General features: G+C 39.1%; 17 protein-coding genes. 8 read left to right on the top strand and 9 right to left on the bottom strand.

Annotated elements, in window-relative coordinates:
• Window positions 1–23 precede the first annotated feature (23 nt).
• Entirely contained in the window at window positions 24–593 is a 570-nt protein-coding gene (locus L3V46_RS18180; protein ID WP_004723028.1) for a YggT family protein, read from the top strand.
• 138 nt (window positions 594–731) lie between these two features.
• On the opposite strand, the gene polA is transcribed toward L3V46_RS18180, so the two are convergent.
• The gene (gene polA, locus L3V46_RS18175; RefSeq protein WP_239046428.1) at window positions 732–3,494 is read right to left on the bottom strand and encodes a DNA polymerase I; all 2,763 of its coding nucleotides are present in this window, start codon (window positions 3,492–3,494) and stop codon (window positions 732–734) included.
• Between the two features lie 162 nt (window positions 3,495–3,656).
• On the opposite strand from polA, the gene L3V46_RS18170 reads away from it, so the two are divergent.
• Window positions 3,657–6,374, top strand: coding sequence for a DUF2339 domain-containing protein (locus tag L3V46_RS18170; protein ID WP_239046427.1), 2,718 nt, complete (start codon window positions 3,657–3,659; stop codon window positions 6,372–6,374).
• Window positions 6,375–6,474: 100 nt separating this feature from the next.
• Here the strand turns inward: L3V46_RS18170 and L3V46_RS18165 are convergent, their stop codons facing one another.
• On the bottom strand, window positions 6,475–7,650 hold the full coding sequence (locus L3V46_RS18165; protein ID WP_239046426.1) for an acetyl-CoA C-acyltransferase: 1,176 nt from the start codon (window positions 7,648–7,650) through the stop codon (window positions 6,475–6,477).
• Window positions 7,651–7,767: 117 nt separating this feature from the next.
• Window positions 7,768–8,190 carry a GspH/FimT family protein gene (locus L3V46_RS18160; protein ID WP_239046425.1) on the bottom strand — a complete coding sequence of 141 codons (423 nt, stop codon included), beginning with the start codon at window positions 8,188–8,190 and terminating at the stop codon, window positions 7,768–7,770.
• Window positions 8,191–8,674: 484 nt separating this feature from the next.
• Here L3V46_RS18160 and omp38 point away from each other — a divergent pair, with 484 nt between their 5' ends.
• The 3 genes from omp38 to L3V46_RS18145 all read left to right on the top strand — a co-directional run bounded on the left by omp38 (window position 8,675) and on the right by L3V46_RS18145 (window position 10,885).
• Entirely contained in the window at window positions 8,675–9,706 is a 1,032-nt protein-coding gene (omp38, locus tag L3V46_RS18155; protein WP_239046424.1) for an outer membrane protein Omp38, read from the top strand.
• Window positions 9,707–9,823: 117 nt separating this feature from the next.
• Entirely contained in the window at window positions 9,824–10,279 is a 456-nt protein-coding gene (locus L3V46_RS18150) for an OmpA family protein (protein ID WP_056514835.1), read from the top strand.
• Window positions 10,280–10,354: 75 nt separating this feature from the next.
• Complete coding sequence (locus tag L3V46_RS18145) at window positions 10,355–10,885, top strand: cysteine peptidase family C39 domain-containing protein (RefSeq protein ID WP_239046423.1); 531 nt, start codon at window positions 10,355–10,357, stop codon at window positions 10,883–10,885.
• 75 nt (window positions 10,886–10,960) lie between these two features.
• Here the strand turns inward: L3V46_RS18145 and L3V46_RS18140 are convergent, their stop codons facing one another.
• From L3V46_RS18140 to L3V46_RS18125, 4 genes are all read right to left on the bottom strand, one after another.
• Window positions 10,961–12,166, bottom strand: coding sequence for an RtcB family protein (locus L3V46_RS18140; RefSeq protein WP_034609996.1), 1,206 nt, complete (start codon window positions 12,164–12,166; stop codon window positions 10,961–10,963).
• Between the two features lie 394 nt (window positions 12,167–12,560).
• Window positions 12,561–14,024, bottom strand: a complete 1,464-nt coding sequence (locus L3V46_RS18135; protein ID WP_004723010.1) for an amino acid permease — start codon at window positions 14,022–14,024, stop codon at window positions 12,561–12,563.
• Between the two features lie 2 nt (window positions 14,025–14,026).
• Window positions 14,027–15,058, bottom strand: a complete 1,032-nt coding sequence (locus L3V46_RS18130; RefSeq protein WP_239046422.1) for a class I SAM-dependent methyltransferase — start codon at window positions 15,056–15,058, stop codon at window positions 14,027–14,029.
• Window positions 15,059–15,127: 69 nt separating this feature from the next.
• Window positions 15,128–16,501, bottom strand: coding sequence for a uracil-xanthine permease family protein (locus tag L3V46_RS18125; protein WP_004819155.1), 1,374 nt, complete (start codon window positions 16,499–16,501; stop codon window positions 15,128–15,130).
• 174 nt (window positions 16,502–16,675) lie between these two features.
• On the opposite strand from L3V46_RS18125, the gene typA reads away from it, so the two are divergent.
• The 3 genes from typA (at window position 16,676) to L3V46_RS18110 (ending at window position 19,915) form a co-directional block, all read left to right on the top strand.
• Window positions 16,676–18,511: a translational GTPase TypA gene (typA, locus tag L3V46_RS18120; RefSeq protein ID WP_004723004.1), complete on the top strand. Its 1,836-nt coding sequence runs from the start codon at window positions 16,676–16,678 to the stop codon at window positions 18,509–18,511.
• A gap of 192 nt (window positions 18,512–18,703) precedes the next feature.
• Window positions 18,704–19,135, top strand: a complete 432-nt coding sequence (gene mscL, locus L3V46_RS18115) for a large conductance mechanosensitive channel protein MscL (RefSeq protein ID WP_004723003.1) — start codon at window positions 18,704–18,706, stop codon at window positions 19,133–19,135.
• A gap of 141 nt (window positions 19,136–19,276) precedes the next feature.
• Window positions 19,277–19,915, top strand: coding sequence for a hypothetical protein (locus L3V46_RS18110; protein ID WP_004819158.1), 639 nt, complete (start codon window positions 19,277–19,279; stop codon window positions 19,913–19,915).
• 255 nt (window positions 19,916–20,170) lie between these two features.
• On the opposite strand, the gene L3V46_RS18105 is transcribed toward L3V46_RS18110, so the two are convergent.
• Window positions 20,171–20,455 carry a peptidylprolyl isomerase gene (locus L3V46_RS18105; protein WP_004819160.1) on the bottom strand — a complete coding sequence of 95 codons (285 nt, stop codon included), beginning with the start codon at window positions 20,453–20,455 and terminating at the stop codon, window positions 20,171–20,173.
• The gene (gene mutM, locus L3V46_RS18100; RefSeq protein WP_004722995.1) at window positions 20,452–21,303 is read right to left on the bottom strand and encodes a bifunctional DNA-formamidopyrimidine glycosylase/DNA-(apurinic or apyrimidinic site) lyase; all 852 of its coding nucleotides are present in this window, start codon (window positions 21,301–21,303) and stop codon (window positions 20,452–20,454) included. Before mutM ends, L3V46_RS18105 begins: the two co-directional genes overlap by 4 nt.
• Window positions 21,304–21,407: the final 104 nt, after the last annotated feature.

Genomic DNA, 21,407 nt, shown 5'->3' with positions numbered 1-21,407 from the left:
TTGATTTTTAGGAACGTTCCAGTATGGGTGCAAATTCTGCGCAAATTTTTGGCATTATTATTAACGTAGCGATTTTGCTCGTATTCTTTCGTTTTTTAATGCAATTGGCCATGGTGAGTCCATACAATCCAGTGGTGATGTCGACAGTTAAAGCGACAAAAATTGTGGATATGTTTGGGCGAATTTTTCCGCCTTTGGCCAAAGGGCGAGTAAATACAGCTGCATTAGTTTTGCTGGTGGTGTTATATCTGCTTAAAATTTTTGGAATGATGTACTTGCAAGGTGCAATACCCAATAGTCCTGTGCATTTGATCATTTTAACTTTTGTGACCATGATCCAAGACCTGATTCGTTTTTGTCGCTATTTAATTTTTGCGACTATTATTCTCAGTTGGGTAGTGATGTTTACTCAGTCAAGATCACCTTATATTGAAGTGATTCAAGAGCTTGCTGAACCGTTATTGGCGCCGTTCCGTCGTATCATGCCAAATATGGGAATGATTGATCTTTCTCCAATTTTAGCGATTTTGGCATTGATCATTGCTGAAAAAGTTATGGATTATGCTGCGATTGCATTGCTAACAGGTCTTTAATTCACCGGTTTAAATAGCAAAAGGACTCAATAGAGTCCTTTTTTTGTGCATGTTAAAAAATATAACATTGAGTAATTTTCAACAAAAGATGACCGCTCCCTAACCCTGTTCTAGAAAGTTAGGGAACGTTTCAAAGGCTTAATGTGCTTCACCCCAATTCTTACCTTGACCGACTTCAACAACTAAAGGTACTGATAAGGTGACGACTTTTTGCATTACATCTTTAATCTGTGCAGCCAATTGATCTGCAACAGCCTCATCAACTTCAAACACTAATTCATCGTGTACTTGAAGTAAAAGTTTGGCCTGATCTTGGGGTAAGATTTTATTAACTTCAATCATCGCCATTTTAATGATTTCAGCCGCAGAGCCTTGGAGTGGGGCATTAATCGCAGCACGCTCCGCACCTTTACGCACCATCATATTTCGAGCGTCAATATCGGGTGTATATAAACGACGACCAGTAATGGTTTCTACAAAACCTTGTTCCAATGCCACTTGGCGGGTACGTTGCATATACTCATAAATACCCGGATAACGGTGGAAGTATTGCTTAATATAGTTTTGCGATTCTTCACGAGTAAAGCCCAGTTGACGAATCAAACCAAACTCAGACATGCCGTACAATAAACCAAAGTTAACGGCTTTGGCTTGGCGGCGTTGATCAGAGGTCACATTTTCCAGCGCGACACCCAAGACCTCAGATGCTGTACGACGGTGTACATCTTGCCCATTTTGAAAGGCGTCAACCAAAGCATCATCTTGTGAGAAATGCGCCATTAAACGTAATTCAATTTGTGAATAATCGGCTGCCAAAAGTACACGCCCTTGAGGTGCAATAAAGGCTTTACGAATCTGACGACCAATTTCTTCACGTATCGGAATGTTCTGTAGATTTGGATCGGTTGAAGACAAGCGTCCCGTTGCTGTTAAGGCTTGATGGTAACTGGTATGTACGCGATGGGTATCGGGATTGGCTTGTTTGACTAGGGCTTCAGTATAGGTACTTCTAAGCTTGGTTAAACCACGATACTCAATGATCAGTTCAGTAATTGGATGATCGATTTTTTCTAAAACCGCTTCAGAAGTACTGTATTGTCCCGTTGCAGTTTTTTTGCCACCTTTTAAACCTAATTTTTCAAATAAAACTTCACCGACTTGTTTGGGTGAACCGACATTAAAAGATTCGCCAGCGATTTCGATAATTTGATTTTCAAGATTTTGAATGGTATTGGCAAAGTCCACACTGAGCTGATCCAAGAAGCTTAGATCAAGTTCAATCCCATTTTCTTCCATGGTCGCCAAAACACTGGCTACTGGCATTTCAATGTGATGTAAGATATTGATCAGTTCAGGGATTTCTTTCAGCTTACGTTCTAAAACTTCATAAAGACGGTAGGTGACATGCGCATCTTCTGCGGCATAATGTCCAGCGATTTCAATCTCGATTTGATTAAAGGTCTTTTGTTTTGCACCTTTACCAGCAACTTGTTCAAAAGTCGTGGTTAAATGGCTCAGATAAACGCGCGCAACATCATCCATACCATGGCGTGTTGTCACTGCATTCAAGACATAAGAGGCTAACATGGTATCAAAATACCAGCCTTGTAAATGGATACCGTGATTTTCAAAAATATGTGCATCATATTTTAAATGATGTCCAATTTTTTCAACACTTGGATCTTCAAGAATCGGTTTGATTTGCTGAATAATCGTATCACGATTGAGTTGCTCAGGAGCACCTTCATAATCATGTGCCAATGGGATGTAATAAGCATCATTGGCATCAAAAGCCACTGAAAAACCGACCATTTCAGCGATACGGTAATCTAAACTTGTGGTTTCAGTGTCAATTGCAAAACGCTTTTCTGTGCTTAAGCGCTGGAAGAGCTTATCCCATGCTTCTTGACTTAAAACAGTATGATAAGTGGCTTCACCAAGACGGTCATCAACACTCGAACTTGTTGCTTGATCTGTAATTTCACTTTCAACAGGCTGCTCAGTTTTGCCAATACTTTGTGTTGTTTGTTTATAGGCTGAGCTATTTGGATTATTGGGATGATCTAGCGATTGTAATTGATTACGGAATTCAAGTTCAGTATACAAGTTGCGTAATGCTTCAACATCAGGTTCACACAGCTTTAAATCATCATAGCTCAAGCTTAAATCGAGATCGATAACAATACTTGCCAATTGATGATCAAGTGCAATCCCTTCAACATTGTCTTTTAAACTTTGTCCAACTTTTCCTTTGATATTGTCAACATTTTCTAAAATGCCAGCAATCGTGCCATATTCATTTAACAGCTTAGCAGCCGTTTTTGCACCAACACCAGGTACACCACGAATACCATCAGAGGCATCACCCATCAAGGTTAAATAATCAATAATTTGATCTGGACGGACGCCAAATTTTTCGATTACACCGTCGACATCCATCGGTTTGTCTTTAAAACTGTCTTCGAGGGTCACTTTATCCGTGACCAACTGCGCCATGTCTTTATCACCCGTAGAAATTAAGACTTGATGACCAGCTTTTTCAGCACGTTTTGCCAAGGTTCCAATAATGTCATCCGCTTCAGCACCTGGAAGCGTATGTAATGGAATACCTAAAGCACGAATCAAGGCATGCAAATAAGGGATTTGTTGTGATAATTCTTCTGGCATGCTTGGGCGGTCACCTTTATATATCGGTGACAGTACATGGCGGAAAGTGGGTTCAGGTGTGTCAAAAATAACCGCCATATGTGTTGGTTGCACACGACGCATCAGTTTTTGAATTGCAGAAATTGCCCCGCGAATCGCATTGGTCTGTAATCCAGTTGATGTGGTTAAAGGTGGGAGTGCATGAAAAGCACGAAATAAAAAGTATGACCCATCGACCAATACAAATGGTGGCATTGATATTTTCCTAATTCAAATAACCGCTTTATTGTACGTGATTTTTTGCGCTTGCGAAGATGCAACAGTCATCCTTGTGTTACTGAATATCTGATGAATTCACATAATCATCAGGCAAGGCTGTTGTATCATCGAGTTACTCAGGATCGAGAAAGATGAAATATGCTCAAAGGGCAGAGTGAAATTCGCATCATTTGGTTAATGATGCTGATCATTATCGCAGTCAGTGCATGGTTTTTGGATGCACGGATATTGACCTACATCTGTGGTTTGGCATTTGTCATGAGTGTGATGCAGTATGTGGATGCGATTCAAGATCCATTGCAAAAGATCGCGCAACAGACACGGGTTCCACTGCAAAGCACCTCGAAAGTGCCATTATATGTCTCTTCGATTATTGCTGTTGTAGGTTTAACACTGCATTTGAGTTGGATGGTGGGTTTAGGTCTAACTGCTTGGATTTTCTTTTTCTTACGCTGGTTACGCCGTTTAGAGCGCTATTTGAGCCAAGTTCAATTGCAAATTCAACACTTGAATTTATCAGAACAACAATCTCCAGATTTAAAGCATCCATCATCTATTCAACAAAACATCGGCACGTCACAAGATTCGTCTCTAAACTTAATGGGGCAAATTCGCCAATGGATTTTTCAAGGCAATCCTGTTTTGAAAGTTGCAATCTTGGTTTTGGTGATTGGTATTGTGTTATTGCTGCGTTTTGCCACAGAGCATTGGCAATTAAGTTTAGCCGTCAAACTTTCAATCGTTGCCTTGTCCAGTGGTGCAATCACCGCGTTGGGTGTGTTGCTACAAAATAAAAATCGCAGTTTTGCCTTGGCAATAGAGGGCTTGGGGCTGGCAGGATTATTTTTAACTTTATTCTTTGCCTACTACAACCAGGTGATTCCGAGTCTTTATCTAGCAAGTTTGTGTTTTGCTGTAATTATGGCACTGACACTGAGTTTAAGTTTAAAGCAGCAAAGCGTGGAATTGGCATTGATGGCCGTGCTTATTGCTTATATTGCGCCATTTACGTTGCCTGTGCGAAATGCAACGGTAGCAGAACTGATGGCTTATTATTTAGTGATTAACATTGCGATTGCTATACTCAGTACCTTAAGACCTTGGAAATATTTAAATCAGATCGGTTTTTTAGTGACTGTAATCATTGGTGGTGGTTATGCGTTCTATCATGGCTATAGTCAAGAAAAACAATCACTCACGATACTTATTCTTGCACATCTTGCAGTATTCATTTGGCTTGGTTTTCGATTCAGTCAATTGATCGCCAAACAGGATCTTGAGCAATTTAAACTGAAACCCAGTTTAGATGTTGCGTTGATTTTTGGTGCACCGATTATTGGCTATTTATTCTTATATTTAATGTATTTTCACCAAGAACTGATTCTTGCTGGTTTTAGCTTGGGTTTTGCTGTGGTGTTTGCAGGGATTTATCAGCTCTCAAAACGTAACCAATCTATTCAACTGATTTGTCAAAGTTATTTTAGTTTAGCATTGATTTTTATTGCTTTAATTCCACCAATTCTTCTGCATGGTCAGTGGAGTGTAGTGGGTTGGGCTGTTGAAGGCCTCTGTATTTTTGGCTTTGCTTTATATCGACAATCGGTGATCAGTCGTTATATGGCGATTGCCTTGTTGATTGTTGCAGGCTGTTCAAGCCTTTATTACTTGTTTGAATTGCCTGATTTTCCAACCACGATGTATTGGTGCTTAAGTTTAAGCTATATCGCCGTGGTGTTATTGGCAAATAGCCGTGATGATTTTCGCAAACAGATCAGTTCAGTAACGACCTTGTTTTTAAGCCTGCTGATGATTTCTGCAACCACGATGATTCTTGCATTATTGCTTGATCACTTAGAGGGAGAAAATCGATACATTTACAGTGTATTGATTGTGGTTATTGCTTATCTGTTTATGAATGAGTTGATGTTATGGCTAAAGGCCAGATCAACATGGTTGATTCCAAAATGGATTGGGGTAATTCCCGTCTATGTATTTACACTCATTTTATTGCTGGATATTAGTAAAAATGGCATGTTGCTATGGACCAGTGATATTGACCGATGGGGTATCGCAGTTTCAGGTTTAGTGCTAGCGACAGTCTGGTTAAGACCTGCAAAAGGGCTACAGTTTGAAAGTGAATGGCTCAGTTTAGGTGTTTTAATCAGTTTAAGTCTAAGCAGTCTTAGCCTAATTGCAACGATGCCTTATATCAGCGTGGTCATTTTACCTTTAGTGTTTTGTGGATGGTGCTTCTTTCAGAAAAACTCAGAATGGACAATGTTTTGGCAAACGCGCAGCAGTTTGTTACTAATGTTGATTTGGATGATTTGTTCTCAGCTATTTTCACAGCAAGCATTTCAAGGATATTTATTACCAATCTTAAATCCATTTGATTTGGTCAGTATCGCCATGTTAATTGGTTTTTTCTGGATGCTGAACCTTCAATTTAACCACAGTTTAAAGCCAGGTATTGACCATGGAATACTTGCTGTACTGTGTGTTTTAAGTTTGTTATGGCTGAGTAGCTATATCATTCTAAGAGCCTTACATGTGTATTTTGCTACACCTTATAACCAACTGAGTCTTTGGCAAGATGCCACTGCGCAACTGAGCCTAACCTTACTTTGGGTGAGTTTAGCCTTTATTGCGATGAGCTTTGCTAGCCGTAAGTTATTACGTCCTTTATGGATTTTAGGGGGGAGTATTTTAGTGATTGTCACCTTAAAATTGGTACTGTTTGATTTATCTCATATTGGAACGTTAACGCGTGTGATTTCTTTCTTGGGCGCGGGTTTTGTGATGCTGATTATTGCTTATATTGCCCCCATTCCAGAGCAGAAAAATTTAAATCCTTAATTATGAATTGAGCGATATTTAAGTTGTTAAAGTGAAAGCAAAATAAAAGAGGCGTCTACCAACTCGTAGACGCCTCTTTTTAATTCAAGGATTGAAATGCTTAAAGAATTTCAATCGCTACAGCAGTTGCCTCACCACCACCAATACAAAGCGCAGCAATACCTTTTTTACCACCCGTACGTTTTAAAGCATGAATCAAGGTCAGGATGATGCGTGAGCCTGTAGAACCAACAGGATGTCCGAGGGCGCATGCACCACCATGAATATTGACTTTTTCAGCGTCCAATTTAAATTCATCGATAGGGCACATGGTAACCATAGCAAATGCTTCATTGATTTCCCATAAGTCAACATCTTGAACATCCCAACTGGTTTTATTCAGTACCTTTTGGATTGCACCTACTGGGGCGATGGTAAATTCAGAGGGGTGTTGTGAGTTTGAAGCATAGGCAACAATTTTTGCTAAAGGTTGAAGACCTTTTGCATTAGCATGATCCGCAGAGGTTAAAACCAGCGCAGATGCGCCATCCGAAATTGAACTGGCATTGGCTGCAGTGATCGTTCCATCTTTGGCAAACGCAGGGCGTAAGCTAGGAATTTTGTCGATATTGGCATTAAATGGTTGTTCATCTTGATCGATAACAACATCGCCTTTACGGCTTGAAACTGTGACAGAAACGATTTCGTCTTTAAACCAACCTTCAGTAATGGCTTTTTGTGCGCGTTGTAAAGAACGAATCGCAAAATCATCCATCTGTTGGCGTGTATAGCCTTTGCTATTTGCCATATCTTGGGCAAAAGAACCCATTAAACGACCTGTTTCAGCATCTTCTAGGCCATCAAAGAACATATGGTCTTTTACTTCGCCATGGCCCATACGATAGCCGCTACGTGCTTTTGGCAAAAGATAAGGTGCGTTGGTCATCGATTCCATACCGCCAGCAACAATCACATCTGCTGAACCTGCTTTGATTACATCCGCAGCCTGCATGACTGCTTTCATGCCTGAACCACACAATTTGTTAATGGTTACAGCACCAGTTGAATCAGGTAAACCAGCTTTGCGCATCGCTTGGCGTGCCGGGCCTTGTTTTAAACCCGCAGGTAAAACACACCCCATAATGACTTCTTGTACATCATTTGGTTGTAAGCCCGCACGGGCAATGGCTTCTTTAATCGTCGCAGCACCTAGTTCTGGCGCAGTCAAACTGGTCAGGCTTCCTTGAAAACCACCCATAGCTGTACGTGCACCATTCACAATTACGATGTCAGTCATTGTTTTAATCTCCAAATGATTATTCTGTGAATATATCCAAAACCTAAGCAGTATATAAAAAATAGTATAAGAATAAAGTCTCGCGATTGAATATATGCTGACCGTAGAGAACAGTTTTTAACATTCAGGTGGTGGTCCTAAATTTATCGCGCCCATTCGTCCGATTTTGTAGCGCTTATTATTTTCTGCATCATATTGGCTACAATAATAGAAACTTCCAGGTGAACCTCTGGGTAAACCTGTATCACCTTGTAAAGTCAATACATCTCTACTACTGGCACTTCCCACCCAAGTCAGCTTGCCATATTTAATTTTATTTTCAGTTTTGAGGAGTATGTGATCATCGTCATCAATCTGCTTGTTTTTATTTTTGTCTGTAAAAATAAGTAATCCTTTGTTCCATTTATCTTTTTCACATCGAATTAAATCTTCAGATGAGCAAATCACTACAGTGGTATGTCGAACTAAAGCTTGACTTCTTGCATAAGAAACATGCTGTTGAATATGTGTGGAAATGATTCTAATCTCTTGTTTTTGCATCCAATTGTGATAATGGGGCAAACAGATTAAGCAGATAATTGTAAGAATACAAATAGTGGTAATAAGCTCGAACAAGGTAAGACCTCGCGCTTTACAATAAAAATACATCTTTGGGTCTTCTGTTAAGTCTTGTTTTTTATTTGAAAAATAATGATTTTTCTATTAAATTTAATTGAAATGTTAACGTAGTAAAATATTTATTACTATCAGTTTCTTTTACTGCTAAAATGCACGTAGCAAAAAGATAAGCGATCCACGCAAAAAAATTGAGTAAAAAGTTACCGAATTACAACGGAAATTGTAAGTAATTTTGTCAATAATTTACTTGATTAAAGTTATCAAGCACTTGGAAAAAGCCTCAAGTGTTTGTATGATTCAACGTGAGTAGCTTAAAAATAATACTGGGGTATTAAAATTTATCTCAGGATAGCCAATAAATTTTAGGCTAAGCTTGAACAACAATTGTTATCTCTGGAGGATATCCATGAAATTGAGTCGTATCGCACTTGCTATGCTTGTTGCCGCTCCATTCGCTGCTGCTAATGCTGGTGTAACTGTTACACCTTTACTACTTGGTTACACTTTCCAAGACTCTCAACACAACAATGGTGGTAATAAAGGCGAGTTAACTAACGGCCCTGAATTACAAGACGATTTATTCGTTGGTGCTGCACTTGGTGTAGAACTTACTCCATGGTTAGGTTTTGAAGCTGAATATAACCAAGTTAAAGGTGATCTTGACGGTACTGGCGTAGCTGGTTCTGAATACAAGCAAACTCAAATCAACGGTAACTTTTATGCTACTTCTGATTTGATCACTAAAAACTATGACAGCAAAATCAAACCGTATGTATTGTTAGGTGCTGGTCATTACAAGTATAAACTTGATGACATGTCTTACCATAACAACGAAGAAGGTACTTTAGGTAATGCTGGTGTTGGTGCTTTCTGGCGCTTAAACGATGCTTTATCTCTTCGTACTGAAGCTCGTGGTACTTATAACTTTGACGAAAAATTCTGGAACTATACTGCTCTTGCAGGTCTTAACGTAGTTCTTGGTGGTCACTTGAAGCCTGCTGCTCCTGTAGTAGAAGTTGCTCCAGTGGTTCCAGTTGCTCCAACTCCAGTTGAACCAGCTCCACAAGTTCTTACTGAAGATTTGAACATGGAACTTCGTGTGTTCTTTGATACAAACAAATCAAACATCAAAGATCAATACAAGCCAGAAGTTGCTAAAGTTGCTGATGCGTTAACTACATTCCCGAATGCGACTGCTCGTATTGAAGGTCATACAGATAACACTGGTCCACGTAAGTTAAACGAACGTTTATCTTTAGCTCGTGCTAACTCTGTTAAATCAGCGCTTGTAAGCGAGTACAACATCGATGCATCTCGTTTGTCTACTCAAGGTTTCGCTTGGGATCAACCGATTGCTGACAACAAAACTAAAGAAGGTCGTGCTATGAACCGTCGTGTATTCGCGACAATCACTGGTAGCCGTACTGTAACTAAATAATCCTTTATTTAGTGAATAAAAAAGCGACTCAATTGAGTCGCTTTTTTATTTAAAGTCCTTATAATTCTAGAATATCTAAATAAAATTGAATCAGAATTTAATAATTACAGGTTAACGATGAAATATATCATTTTAGGACTGGTGCTCATGGCATTAAATGCCTGTACGTCGACACCAATAAATTCAAATCGTGTTTCAATCCAAAAACAATATCCAAATGAAGTGAAGTCATTGAAAAATGGGCTGTCCATATATTTTCAACCGAAATCGACAGACATTGAAGCTGAGTATAAACCTGCTTTATCTGTTGCCTCACAATTATTGAAAGACAATAAAAATTTTGTTCTTTACATTGAAGGTCATACAGACAGTACTGGTTCTTTGGCTGCAAATAATAAAGTTTCTTTAACACGCGCAAATATTGTCAAAGATTTTCTCTTAAACGAATATCAGGTTAATCCAGAGCAATTGATTACGCTCGGTTTAGGACCAACCAAGCCAATTGCTGATAATAAAACAGCTGAAGGTAGAGTGAAAAATAGGCGAGTAACGGTGACTTTAAAAATTAAGTAATTTCGATAAAGCCTCTCAATTTGATCTTACAGCGTTATAATTGTTGATTGTGATTTCTACAAGTTTGAAAATTGAATGAGTGTGCAACTGCCTAAAGCCTTATTAGACCTCGAATCAAATTGCGGAATTTTTGCTGTTTGGATGTTATTGCAAAATTACTCAATTCAGTTAGATATTCAACAGCTGGTTAAACTTTGTCATCACGATGCAGAGGATGGCACTTTTACGATTGGCCTAGCGATTGGGTTAAAAAAAATAGGTTTTGATCTGTCTTTTTATACAGATGAAGACTTAAATATTCATGAAAAAGAAATCGTCCGTTATCAAGACGCGAAGAAGTTAGGGTTGCAGATTAGTCCAGCGCTAAGCTATCAAGAAATTCAAGTCTATATTGAACAAGGGTGTAATATCATTGTTTTTTATGACACTTTAGAAGGCGTTGGAAATCATTCGTTGGTTTATTCGATAAATGATCAGGAAATTTGTTTCTATGATAATTTTGATGCCATGCCGAAAGCTGTCTTTGAACAACAGCGGTTAGCTGAAGGAATTTGTCAACAAGCAATTGTGATTGATCCTTATATTCAATCTGTACGTTATTGTTAATCCAATTAAAAATGTGAATCTCAGTAAATCGAAATTTACTGAGATTCATGATCAAAATTGAGGGTTATTTTAGCTTTAGCCTTTAATACACAATACTTGTTTCAGTGTGTGGACCACATCAATCAAATCATTTTGATTGGCCATAACTTGATGAATATCCTTGTAGGCACTTGGAATCTCATCAACCACACCTTTATCTTTACGGCACTCAACGCCTACTGTTTGTGCAATCAAATCTTGCTGATTAAACAAGTGTTTGGCTTTAGAGCGACTCATTTTACGTCCTGCGCCATGTGAACATGAACAAAACGAATCTGGATTACCTTTGCCTTTAACGATAAAAGATTGCGCGCCCATTGAACCAGGGATAATCCCATATTCATCGAGCCCTGCACGAATTGCACCTTTACGTGTAACAAAGACGTCTTCACCAAAGTGAAGTTCTTTCTGTACATAATTATGATGACAGTTAATCGCTTCTTTGGTCATTTGAAAACTTGGTAATAAAGGGCGAATCGCTTCTAAAATTAAACGCATCATTTCACGTCGGTTTTCAAAAGCATATTCTTGTGCCCATTCTACAGCTTCTACATAATCATCAAAATTCGTCGAACCTTCTGCAAAGTAGCTCAAGTCTTTATCAGGCACGTGACCAAAACGATGTTGCGCTTCTTTCTTAGCACGTTCGATAAAGTAAGTGCCAATCACATTACCTAAGCCACGACTACCTGAATGTAGCATGACCCAGATATCATCATTTTCATCAATACACAGTTCAATAAAGTGATTACCACCACCTAAAGTTCCGAGTTGCTTTTGCCATGTAACATCAAAACTGCGTAACATGCGTTTTAAAGCAGGGTGTTTGTCTGTAATACGCTGGAGCTTTTTGTCTAAGGGCGAAAGCGTTGAAGCCTTTGCTTTGATTTGTTTGTGCATTTCAAAACCGACAGGTACTTTTCTTTCAATAGCATTGCGTAAAGTACTTAAATTATCGGGCAGCTGAGATGCTTTTAGACTAAGTCTTAATGCATTCATACCACAACCAATATCCACGCCAACAGCAGCAGGAATGATGGCATTCTTGGTGGGAATAACACTTCCCACAGTTGCGCCTTTACCCAAATGTACATCTGGCATGACTGCGATATGTGAATGAATAAATTGCAATTGTGCCATTTTTCGCAGTTGGGTTAGGCTTTCTTCATCCACATCTTTTGTATAAATTTTTACAGGAACGCCATATTCTGCTTTGGCGTTTAAAATCATTTGTATGCTCATTTTTTTTCTCGAAGCAAATTTTTTATTGTCCGAAGGCGGTTACAACACTATTGTCAAAGCAATGATCGATTCAAATTTTAAAGACAATAAAAAACCTAGCGAATGCTAGGTTTGACTGACATTCGGACACTTTGATTAATTCAGTGCCCGTGAGTAGACGACTGCTTAATCTTAATTTAAAGTTTTCTCAAGTTGGTGCATGTCGTACTCCTCTACTTTTTGATTTAAAATCAAAGGTGAAAATTCTGGTTGGAAATGATCCAATGGGCGTTATTCTATAAAGAAAAAAAACTTTGTCAATGAAACATAGCAAATTAATTTTTAATTCACGTTGAATTGCTGTTATAAAAAACAATAAAGCAGCTAAAAAGCTGCTTTATTTACATCAAGTGATTTACTCTTTTTCGACTTGAATGGGTTGTACATCCATCTGATCATAAGCGATCAATTTAGATTTGTGTTTCCACTTATAGCCAAGCCAGATAACAAGAAACAGCGGAATACTAATATACGTAGACAAGACACTCATCCATTTTCCATCAAGCACAGCTTCTGCATTTTGGCCAAGTATAATGATGGCACAAAGAATAAAGGCAAACCATGGACCAAAAGGGAAGAATTTTGCACGATACGCAAGATCTTCAAGTTTATAGCCTTGAGCCAAATAACCTTTACGGAAACGATAATGTGAGATTGCGATACCTAACCAGACAATAAAACCGCACATACCTGACATGTTTAACAGCCACGTAAACACGACACTTTCACCAATAAAGGTGGTTAAGAAACACAGTGCCGCAATTGCCGTTGTTGCATACAGTGCATTCATAGGTACACCGCGAAGATCGAGTTTAGAGAAAACTCGTGGCGCTTTACCTTCACGTGCCATATCAAACAACATACGTGTTGATGAATACATACCTGAGTTACCTGCAGACATAATTGCAGTCAAAATCACGGCATTCATTAAGCCTGCTGCAAATGCTAAACCTGCTTTTTCATATAACAGGGTAAATGGTGACAGGGTAATGTTTCCATCACCTTCCGCAGCAAGTGCAAGGTTTGGATCTGTATACGCAACCAATGTACCAATGATAAAAATACACAAGATATAAAATAAGAGAATACGCCAAAAAATTTGTTTAATAGCGATTGGAATGGTTTTTTTCGGATCTTTAGATTCACCTGCTGCAACACCGACCATCTCTGTCCCTTGGAACGAGAATCCAGCGATCATGGCCACACCGACTAAGGCTTGAAAGCCACCAACAAATGGCGCTTCACCAACGGTCCAATTCTTGGTAATTGAATCTGTTGGATCTAACATGATTTTACCAATCATGAATAAGCCAATGACAATAAAGAAGATGATGGCAATCACTTTAACCAGTGAAAATAAAAATTCACTTTCACCAAAGCCTTTTACAGTTAAGGCATTGATACAGAAGATAATCGCAAGGAATAGCGCACTCCACCAAAAGCCGGGGATGTCTGGAAACCAAAACTTCATGATGAATTGAACGGCAACCAATTCAAATGCAACGGTAATGGCCCAGTTATACCAGTAGTTCCAACCGAGTGCGAAACCAAAACCTTCTTCTACATACTTATTACCATAGGTAAAGAATGCGCCTGATGTTGGATTGTGGGTTGCAAGTTCACCTAAACTGGTCATCAAGAAATAAATCATGATACCAATCAGGACATAAGCAAGTAATGCACCACCAGGTCCAGCAGTGGCAATCGTTTGACCAGAAGCAAGGAATAGCCCTGTACCAATAGAACCGCCAATGGCGATCATGTTTAAATGTCGTGCTCCAAGCTTACGCTGGAGTTGAGGATGATCTGTTTCGCTCATCGTTATTCCTTACTACTTTTTTGAGTGTTGGCGAACAGCACTTTAAAGCCTTGTTGATCTGCTTTAGTCGTACATTGACTAAAACTCTGCTCAATGAGTAATGGGTAATTTAGGAAGCGGTTTGCCACAATCCATAATTCACCACCTGATTTTAAATGTCGTCTCGCAGTTTTACATAACGTTTCACTGGCATTGTAATCTGTTTGAATACCTTGGTGAAATGGAGGGTTACTCACAATGGCGTGTAAGAACAATGGCGCATCTTCAATCCCTGTGACTGCTTTTATTTCAAGTTGTTCTAAAGGTAAATTATTTTTTTCAAAAGTCATTTGCGTTGATGCTAAAGCAAAAGCATCGACATCTAAAGCAAAAATACGATTTTTCGGATTAAGTTTACTCAGATAAGCACTGATGACACCTGCACCACAACCAAAGTCCGCAATCTTACCAGACGTCACTTGTTTGAGATAAGGTAAAAGCACTGCAGTTCCAATATCTAGACGATTTTGGCTAAATACACCAGGGAGTGCACAAATGCTAAGTTCTCCAGCAGGTGTTGGAAGATTATAGACTTGCGCCCATTCTGCTAATGGCTTTGCTATCACGGTTTTATCTGTGGTGAGTTGCCACATTTGACAATGACGTGCGCTATCAAGCTTGATGGCTCTACCATAAGGCTGGAGTTGTTTTGCAGCACGTTCTACACCACCTTTTTTCTCTCCAACTAAGAAAATCGAAGCACCAACGGCTAAACGACTGACTAAGTTGTGCAAGATATAGTTGAGTAGCTCTTTTGATTTTGGAACAAAAACAACAGCTTGATCAAATTCAGCTTCTGGCAGATCAGTACCAAAATGTACCTTTGCCTGCTGATTTTGAAAATATTGAAACTCATTGTAATTCCAAGTCCAAATGCTTGCTTCGATGTTATGAGCTAAATTTGAAAGTAGATCATCCGTTGCTGCATTTACAAATAGCACGCGTCCAGAAAGGTAGTCATGCTGTCGAATGACAACTTCGCTTTTTGGCTCCATATTCACCATCCATCAATAAAAATTAGCGCAATGCCCAGTCTAAGCTGGGCATTATAAAGAATAGATTTATTATTTTTTAGTTTCGGGTAAAACTAAATTCAAAATTAATGCAGCTAGCCCGCCAGTTGCGACACCAGAACTAAAAATATTACGCGGTAATTCTGGCAAATGTTCCAAAATTTGAGGAACTTGTGCAACCCCTAGGCCGAGACCCAAAGAGATTGCAATAATCAATAACGCACGACGGTCTAGTTGAATTCCCGATAAAATGTTAATGCCTGAAGCAGCAACTGCACCAAACATTACCATAACCGCACCACCTAGTACCGCTTGCGGTACTGCCTGAATGATACCAGCAACAGCAGGGAATAATCCCAGAATGATGAGCAGGATTGCAATCCAAATCCCAACAAAACGACTTGCAACACCCGTCAACTGAATTACACCGTTATTTTGTGCAAAGACAGAACTTGGGAATGTGTTGAAGATCCCTGCAAGGAAAGAGTTGGCACCATTGACCAATACGCCACCTTTAATTCGTTCCATCCACACTGGGCCATCTACAGGCTGATTTGAAATTTTAGAGGTTGCGGTGACATCGCCAATTGCTTCTAAAGACGTGACAAGATAAATAAACGCCATAGGAATAAATAAGCTCCATGAGAAGCTAATTCCAAAATGCATTGGTGTCGGGATTTGAATCAATGGGGCATCTTTTAAACCAGAAAAATCCAAATAGCCCATAAAACCCGCAAGAATATAGCCAATCACTAAAGCAATCAGAATTGCAGAACTTTTCACCCAAACCACTTTGAAGCGATTGAGAAGGACGATAATTGCCAACACTGTACATGACATGATGAGATTGTCGGCACTGGCAAATGTATGACTTTCCATAGCTTGGTAGCCGCCGCCCATGCTGATTAAACCTTCTTTAATTAAGGTTAAACCAATCAACAGCACCACAATCCCTGTAACCAAGGGGGTGATCAGTTTTTTTACCCAAGGTAAAATACGCGAAACACCCATTTCAATAAATGAGCCAGCAATGACCACACCAAAAATAGATGCCATAACCGCTTCTACTGGTGTGCCCGCAGCAACCATGGCAGAACCAATCCCAATCATTGGACCTATAAAGTTAAAGCTTGTGCCTTGGACAATCAGGAGGCCTGCACCAAAGGGTCCAATTTTTTTACATTGTAAGAATGTTGCCACCCCAGAAATCACCAATGACATGGAAAGAATCATATTGGTATCTTGAGGAGAAACACCTAAAGCTAAACAAATCAGTAAACCGGGTGTTACAATTGGAACAATAATCGCAAGTAAATGTTGCAAAGCCGCAAAAAAAGCGATGAGTGGTTTTGGGCGATCATCTAGACCATAAACAAGATCAATTTGAGCCTGTTTCTGATTGGGAGAGGGGTTAGAATTGGACATGGCACAGCAATTGGAAGTGGCAAGATGGCGCTATTCTAATCGCTTTACACACTATTACAAAATAAAAAGCCTGCTGTTGTGAAAAAAACTTGTAACTGTCAATAAACTGTCACTACTAAAAGTTAAGATTTTTCTGTATAATTTGCCCTCAAATTTAAAGCGTATCGAATTTACATGTCTGATATTAAAACTCTCCGTAATATTGCCATCATCGCGCACGTCGACCATGGTAAAACGACTCTTGTCGACAAACTTTTACAACAATCAGGTGCACTCGGTGACCGCGCGGGTGAGATTGAGCGTGTTATGGATTCGAATGCGCTTGAGTCTGAACGCGGTATTACCATTCTTGCAAAAAACACTGCAATCAAATGGTTAGACAAGCGTACAAATACTGAATACCGCATCAACATCGTCGACACCCCAGGACATGCTGACTTTGGTGGTGAAGTTGAACGTGTAATGTCTATGGTTGACTGCGTACTTCTTCTTGTCGATTCACAAGAAGGCCCAATGCCACAAACTCGCTTTGTAACACAAAAAGCGTTTGCTCGTGGTTTGAAGCCAATTGTTATCATCAACAAAGTAGATAAGCCAAGTGCTCGTCCAGACTGGGTAATCGATCAAGTATTTGATTTGTTCGATAACTTAGGCGGTAGTGATGAACAGTTAGACTTCCCAATCGTATATGCTTCTGGCTTACGTGGTGTTGCTGGTCCTTCTCCTGAAGAATTAGCGGAAGATATGACACCGTTGTTCGAAACAATCGTAGATATCGTTGAACCACCAGCAGTTGATATTGATGGTCCATTCCAAATGCAAATTTCATCACTTGACTATAATAGTTTCGTGGGTGTAATTGGTGTTGGCCGTATTCAACGTGGTTCAGTAAAAACCAATACACCAGTGACTGTGATCGATAAAGATGGCAAGACACGTAACGGTCGTATCTTAAAAATTATGGGTTACCATGGTTTAGAGCGTGTAGATGTAGATTCTGCTCAAGCGGGTGATATCGTATGTATCACTGGTTTAGATGCATTGAACATTTCTGACACAATCTGTGATCCTAAAAATGTTGAAGCATTACCGGCATTGTCTGTAGATGAACCTACAGTTTCGATGACATTCCAAGTAAACAACTCACCGTTTGCTGGTAAAGAAGGTAAGTTTGTAACTTCACGTAATATCCGTGAGCGTTTAGATCGCGAATTGATCCATAACGTTGCTTTACGTGTTGAAGATACTGACAGTCCAGACCGTTTCAAAGTTTCTGGTCGTGGTGAGCTTCACCTTTCAGTATTGATTGAAACAATGCGTCGTGAAGGCTTCGAGATGGGTGTTTCTCGTCCGCAAGTGATCATGAAAGAAGTTGATGGCGAAACTCAAGAACCATACGAAAACGTTACTTTTGATGTTGAAGAACAACATCAGGGTTCTGTTATGGAACAAATGGGTAACCGTAAAGGTGAGTTGACCAATATGGAAGTTGACGGTAAAGGCCGTATCCGTATTGAAGCAACTGTTCCATCACGTGGTTTGATTGGCTTCCGTTCTGAATTCTTAACCATTACCTCTGGTACTGGTATCATGACTTCAAGCTTCTCGCATTACGGTACAGCTAAACAAGGTGCAGTTGCGAAACGTCAAAACGGTGTGTTGATCTCTATGGTTAACGGTACTTGCTTAGCGTTTGCATTGTTCACTTTACAAGACCGTGGTCGTCTATTTGCTGAACCACAGTTAGAAGTTTATGAAGGTATGATCGTAGGTATGAACTCTCGTTCAGACGACATGACTGTGAACCCAACCAAAGCGAAACAGTTAACTAACATGCGTGCATCTGGTACAGATGAAGCGTTAACGTTAACACCTGCAATCAAATTCACGCTTGAACAAGCATTAGAATTTATTGAAGATGACGAATTAGTTGAAGTAACACCTAAATCAGTTCGTATTCGTAAAAAATTCTTAACTGAAAATGAACGTAAACGTGCTTCACGTGGCTAAGCGTTCAAACTGGAAATAATTTAATTTCTAGAAAAAAACCGCAATTTTTTAATAAATTGCGGTTTTTTTATATAAATGTAAAAGGATATTGGTTTTTAATAAAAAGCGAGTAAATTAGGCGGAAATATATGTTGAAACATAATGTATACTTCGTCACATAAAAAATACGCAAAATCGGCGTGGAGTTAAAGTATGAGTATTCTTTCAGAGTTCAGAGAATTTGCCATTAAAGGCAATATGATGGATTTGGCAATTGGTGTCATCATTGGTGGTGCTTTCAATAAAATTATCGACTCATTAGTTAAAGACGTGATTATGCCTTTAATCACAGTGATTACGGGTGGTGGTGTTGATTTTACTCAAAAATTTGTCGTACTTGGCGATAACCCAAATAACCTTTCATCATTGGATGAATTGACCAAAGCTGGGATTAACGTACTAACTTATGGTAATTTCATCACAATTGTATTGAACTTCCTGATCTTAATGTGGGTGGTTTTCTTGTTGGTTAAATTCCTCAATAAAATCCGTAAACCTGCTGAAGAAGCTCCAGCTGCTACACCAGAAGATATTGCATTACTGCGTGAAATTCGTGATGAATTAAAGAAACGCCCTGAAGCTTAATCTTCATTAAATTGATTCAAATTACAGTATTTTAATATGTCTAGAGCCTGATAAAGCTATTAAATCATTGTAAAAGAGTTGAATGAAACGGTACGATCAAGTACCGTTTTTTATGCAAGCAAGAAAATAGAGATGGGGCTGATGAAAAAAAACATAGGGATTATGGCAATACTTATCAGTTTGTATGCATGTTCAGAGCATCCAAAAGAGCAGCAATCCGCTGATACTCAAACATCTACGCAAGCGGACCAAAGCCGACCTGCTAGTGGTTTAACTTTTAATGAAATGCCAAATGAAGATACCCGCTACGTCACTATAGAAACTGACTCGGTAGATGAAAATGAAACATTACTGTTAGCACTACAAACACGTTTATTAAAAGCCAATTTTGAGTTTATAGAAAAAGACAGTGGTAGCTCTTGGTCCGAAAATGATTGTTCTCTGAATAGGGTGATTCAAGTAAAAGGTGAGGGCATCCGCTCTTATAAGGCAATCAGTAAAGTTAAGTTAGGTGATGAAAAACAATATCGCCCAGATTTTGTTTTGCTGGTTTTTGCTTTTAAGGATGAACAGCTTGCTGAGCAAAGTTTTCAAATGCTTAAGTCTGCTGTCTATTCAGCTGGGGGTTACTGTAATGGTAAATCTCCTGAAACCATCGTTAGAAATGGTAATGAAATATTTTACTTTACCACTCGGGAAGAAGCATTTAGATCATATATTGATGATTATGCGAAGTTTATCCATGAATTTAAATCTGAGCAAATTGATTCAAAAATATAGAAGGGTTTGAATTAAAGAGAACAGCTCAGATTTTTATTGTTTTGTTGTCTTTAATAAGCAATAAGTTTTAAAGCAAACATTAACATCCTTGTCATTGTGCTACGTGATAGATACACCTTGTATGCCTGAATGATCTAAAAGCAAAAGTATTTTAATTTAGCTTCAGTGATGGTGGTTGTTGTGACTCTAATTTGAACATTGCTGATAAATAGTGGAACATTTCTCAATGTCTCCAAAAGAATGTAAATCTTTAAACTAAAAATCCATGCGAAATTTAATTTCAACCAAGTGAAAGCCGAATTGGCTTTTTACTGGACCATGAAGTACACGTTCAGCAGCGGTAAATACCAGTTTATCAATCACAGGAACAAGCTGTCCTTTTTTTACTTCACCCAGTTCACCACCACGTTTTGCTGAATTACATGTGGAATGCTGTTTGGCCACTTTGGCAAAATCAGCGCCATCATGGATCTTCTTCTTAAGTTGTTCAGCCAAGTCCTTATCTTTGACGAGAATATGTCGAACGATTGCAGTTTTCATTTACTTTTTCCTCGTGGTTTTTGTGGGATGCTCTTCGCGATCTTTAATGGCTGGCATTGTGGGCAAAACACACTGGCTCTTTGTCCTAACTTTAAATTTTCTAAAGTGGTTTCACAGTTAATACACATCTCACCCGCACGACCATAAGCCAATAAGGTCTGCTGAAAGTAACCATTCTCACCCATGGCATTGCTATAATCTCTTAAGGTTGAACCACCCAAATCAATCGCTTGCTTTAAAATTCGTTTAATTTCGATGACCAATTTTTGAATTTGCGCTTTCGTCAAACTCGAAGCAGGCTGTGCAGGGTGAATCCCTAAATTAAATAAGCTTTCGGTTGCATAAATATTGCCTACACCCACAACAATATGATTATCCATGATTGCAACTTTTGTGCCGACATTTTTATTTTTAAACTTTTCTGCTAAATATTCGGCATGAAATTCATCACTCAATGGTTCAGGTCCTAAAGTATCAATCAATTTTGTTTGGCTTTCCTCATTCAGCCAAATGATACAACCAAAACGTCGAGGGTCATGATAGCGCAGCTGTGTGTCTTCAAACTGAATGATTAGATGGTCATGCTTTCTAAGTGCTTCATGTTCATCACAGATTCTAAAACTACCTGACATACCTAAATGCCATAACATGCTATGGGTTTCAAACTCTGCCAAAATGTATTTTGAACGACGCGTTAAGCGAACGAGTTTTTGACCTTGAAGTTGTTGAATATCTTCGGGAATAGGCCAGCGTAACCGTGACTCACGCACTTGAACATGAAGAACTTTCTGGTCGATCAGGGGGAGTAAACTGGTTTTTGTTGTTTCAACTTCAGGTAATTCAGGCATGCACTTGTCACATTGGTGTGAGGACTGAATATTGTATGCAAGAATTGCATTGCGTTAAAGGGCGGTTGTGTTGAGCCTACGACTTTAGGTTAAAATTATGGATA

The organism is Acinetobacter sp. AG3, assembly GCF_022343575.1.
Taxonomy (GTDB): Bacteria; Pseudomonadota; Gammaproteobacteria; order Pseudomonadales; family Moraxellaceae; genus Acinetobacter; species Acinetobacter guillouiae.
The sequence above is the reverse complement of the archived record's forward strand: the minus strand, read 5'-3'. Positions and strand labels throughout refer to the sequence as shown.

Bases quoted from the DNA above. Each gene is read 5' to 3' on its own strand.
- L3V46_RS18145 (WP_239046423.1), top strand. From the start codon at position 10,355: ATGAGTGTGCAACTGCCTAAAGCCTTATTAGACCTCGAATCAAATTGC.
- L3V46_RS18130 (WP_239046422.1), bottom strand. From the start codon at position 15,058: ATGGAGCCAAAAAGCGAAGTTGTCATTCGACAGCATGACTACCTTTCT.
- L3V46_RS18150 (WP_056514835.1), top strand. From the start codon at position 9,824: ATGAAATATATCATTTTAGGACTGGTGCTCATGGCATTAAATGCCTGT.
- mscL (WP_004723003.1), top strand. From the start codon at position 18,704: ATGAGTATTCTTTCAGAGTTCAGAGAATTTGCCATTAAAGGCAATATG.
- L3V46_RS18170 (WP_239046427.1), top strand. From the start codon at position 3,657: ATGCTCAAAGGGCAGAGTGAAATTCGCATCATTTGGTTAATGATGCTG.
- omp38 (WP_239046424.1), top strand. From the start codon at position 8,675: ATGAAATTGAGTCGTATCGCACTTGCTATGCTTGTTGCCGCTCCATTC.
- L3V46_RS18135 (WP_004723010.1), bottom strand. From the start codon at position 14,024: ATGAGCGAAACAGATCATCCTCAACTCCAGCGTAAGCTTGGAGCACGA.
- L3V46_RS18160 (WP_239046425.1), bottom strand. From the start codon at position 8,190: ATGCAAAAACAAGAGATTAGAATCATTTCCACACATATTCAACAGCAT.
- L3V46_RS18165 (WP_239046426.1), bottom strand. From the start codon at position 7,650: ATGACTGACATCGTAATTGTGAATGGTGCACGTACAGCTATGGGTGGT.
- L3V46_RS18125 (WP_004819155.1), bottom strand. From the start codon at position 16,501: ATGTCCAATTCTAACCCCTCTCCCAATCAGAAACAGGCTCAAATTGAT.
- L3V46_RS18110 (WP_004819158.1), top strand. From the start codon at position 19,277: ATGAAAAAAAACATAGGGATTATGGCAATACTTATCAGTTTGTATGCA.
- L3V46_RS18140 (WP_034609996.1), bottom strand. From the start codon at position 12,166: ATGAGCATACAAATGATTTTAAACGCCAAAGCAGAATATGGCGTTCCT.
- L3V46_RS18105 (WP_004819160.1), bottom strand. From the start codon at position 20,455: ATGAAAACTGCAATCGTTCGACATATTCTCGTCAAAGATAAGGACTTG.
- mutM (WP_004722995.1), bottom strand. From the start codon at position 21,303: ATGCCTGAATTACCTGAAGTTGAAACAACAAAAACCAGTTTACTCCCC.
- typA (WP_004723004.1), top strand. From the start codon at position 16,676: ATGTCTGATATTAAAACTCTCCGTAATATTGCCATCATCGCGCACGTC.
- polA (WP_239046428.1), bottom strand. From the start codon at position 3,494: ATGCCACCATTTGTATTGGTCGATGGGTCATACTTTTTATTTCGTGCT.
- L3V46_RS18180 (WP_004723028.1), top strand. From the start codon at position 24: ATGGGTGCAAATTCTGCGCAAATTTTTGGCATTATTATTAACGTAGCG.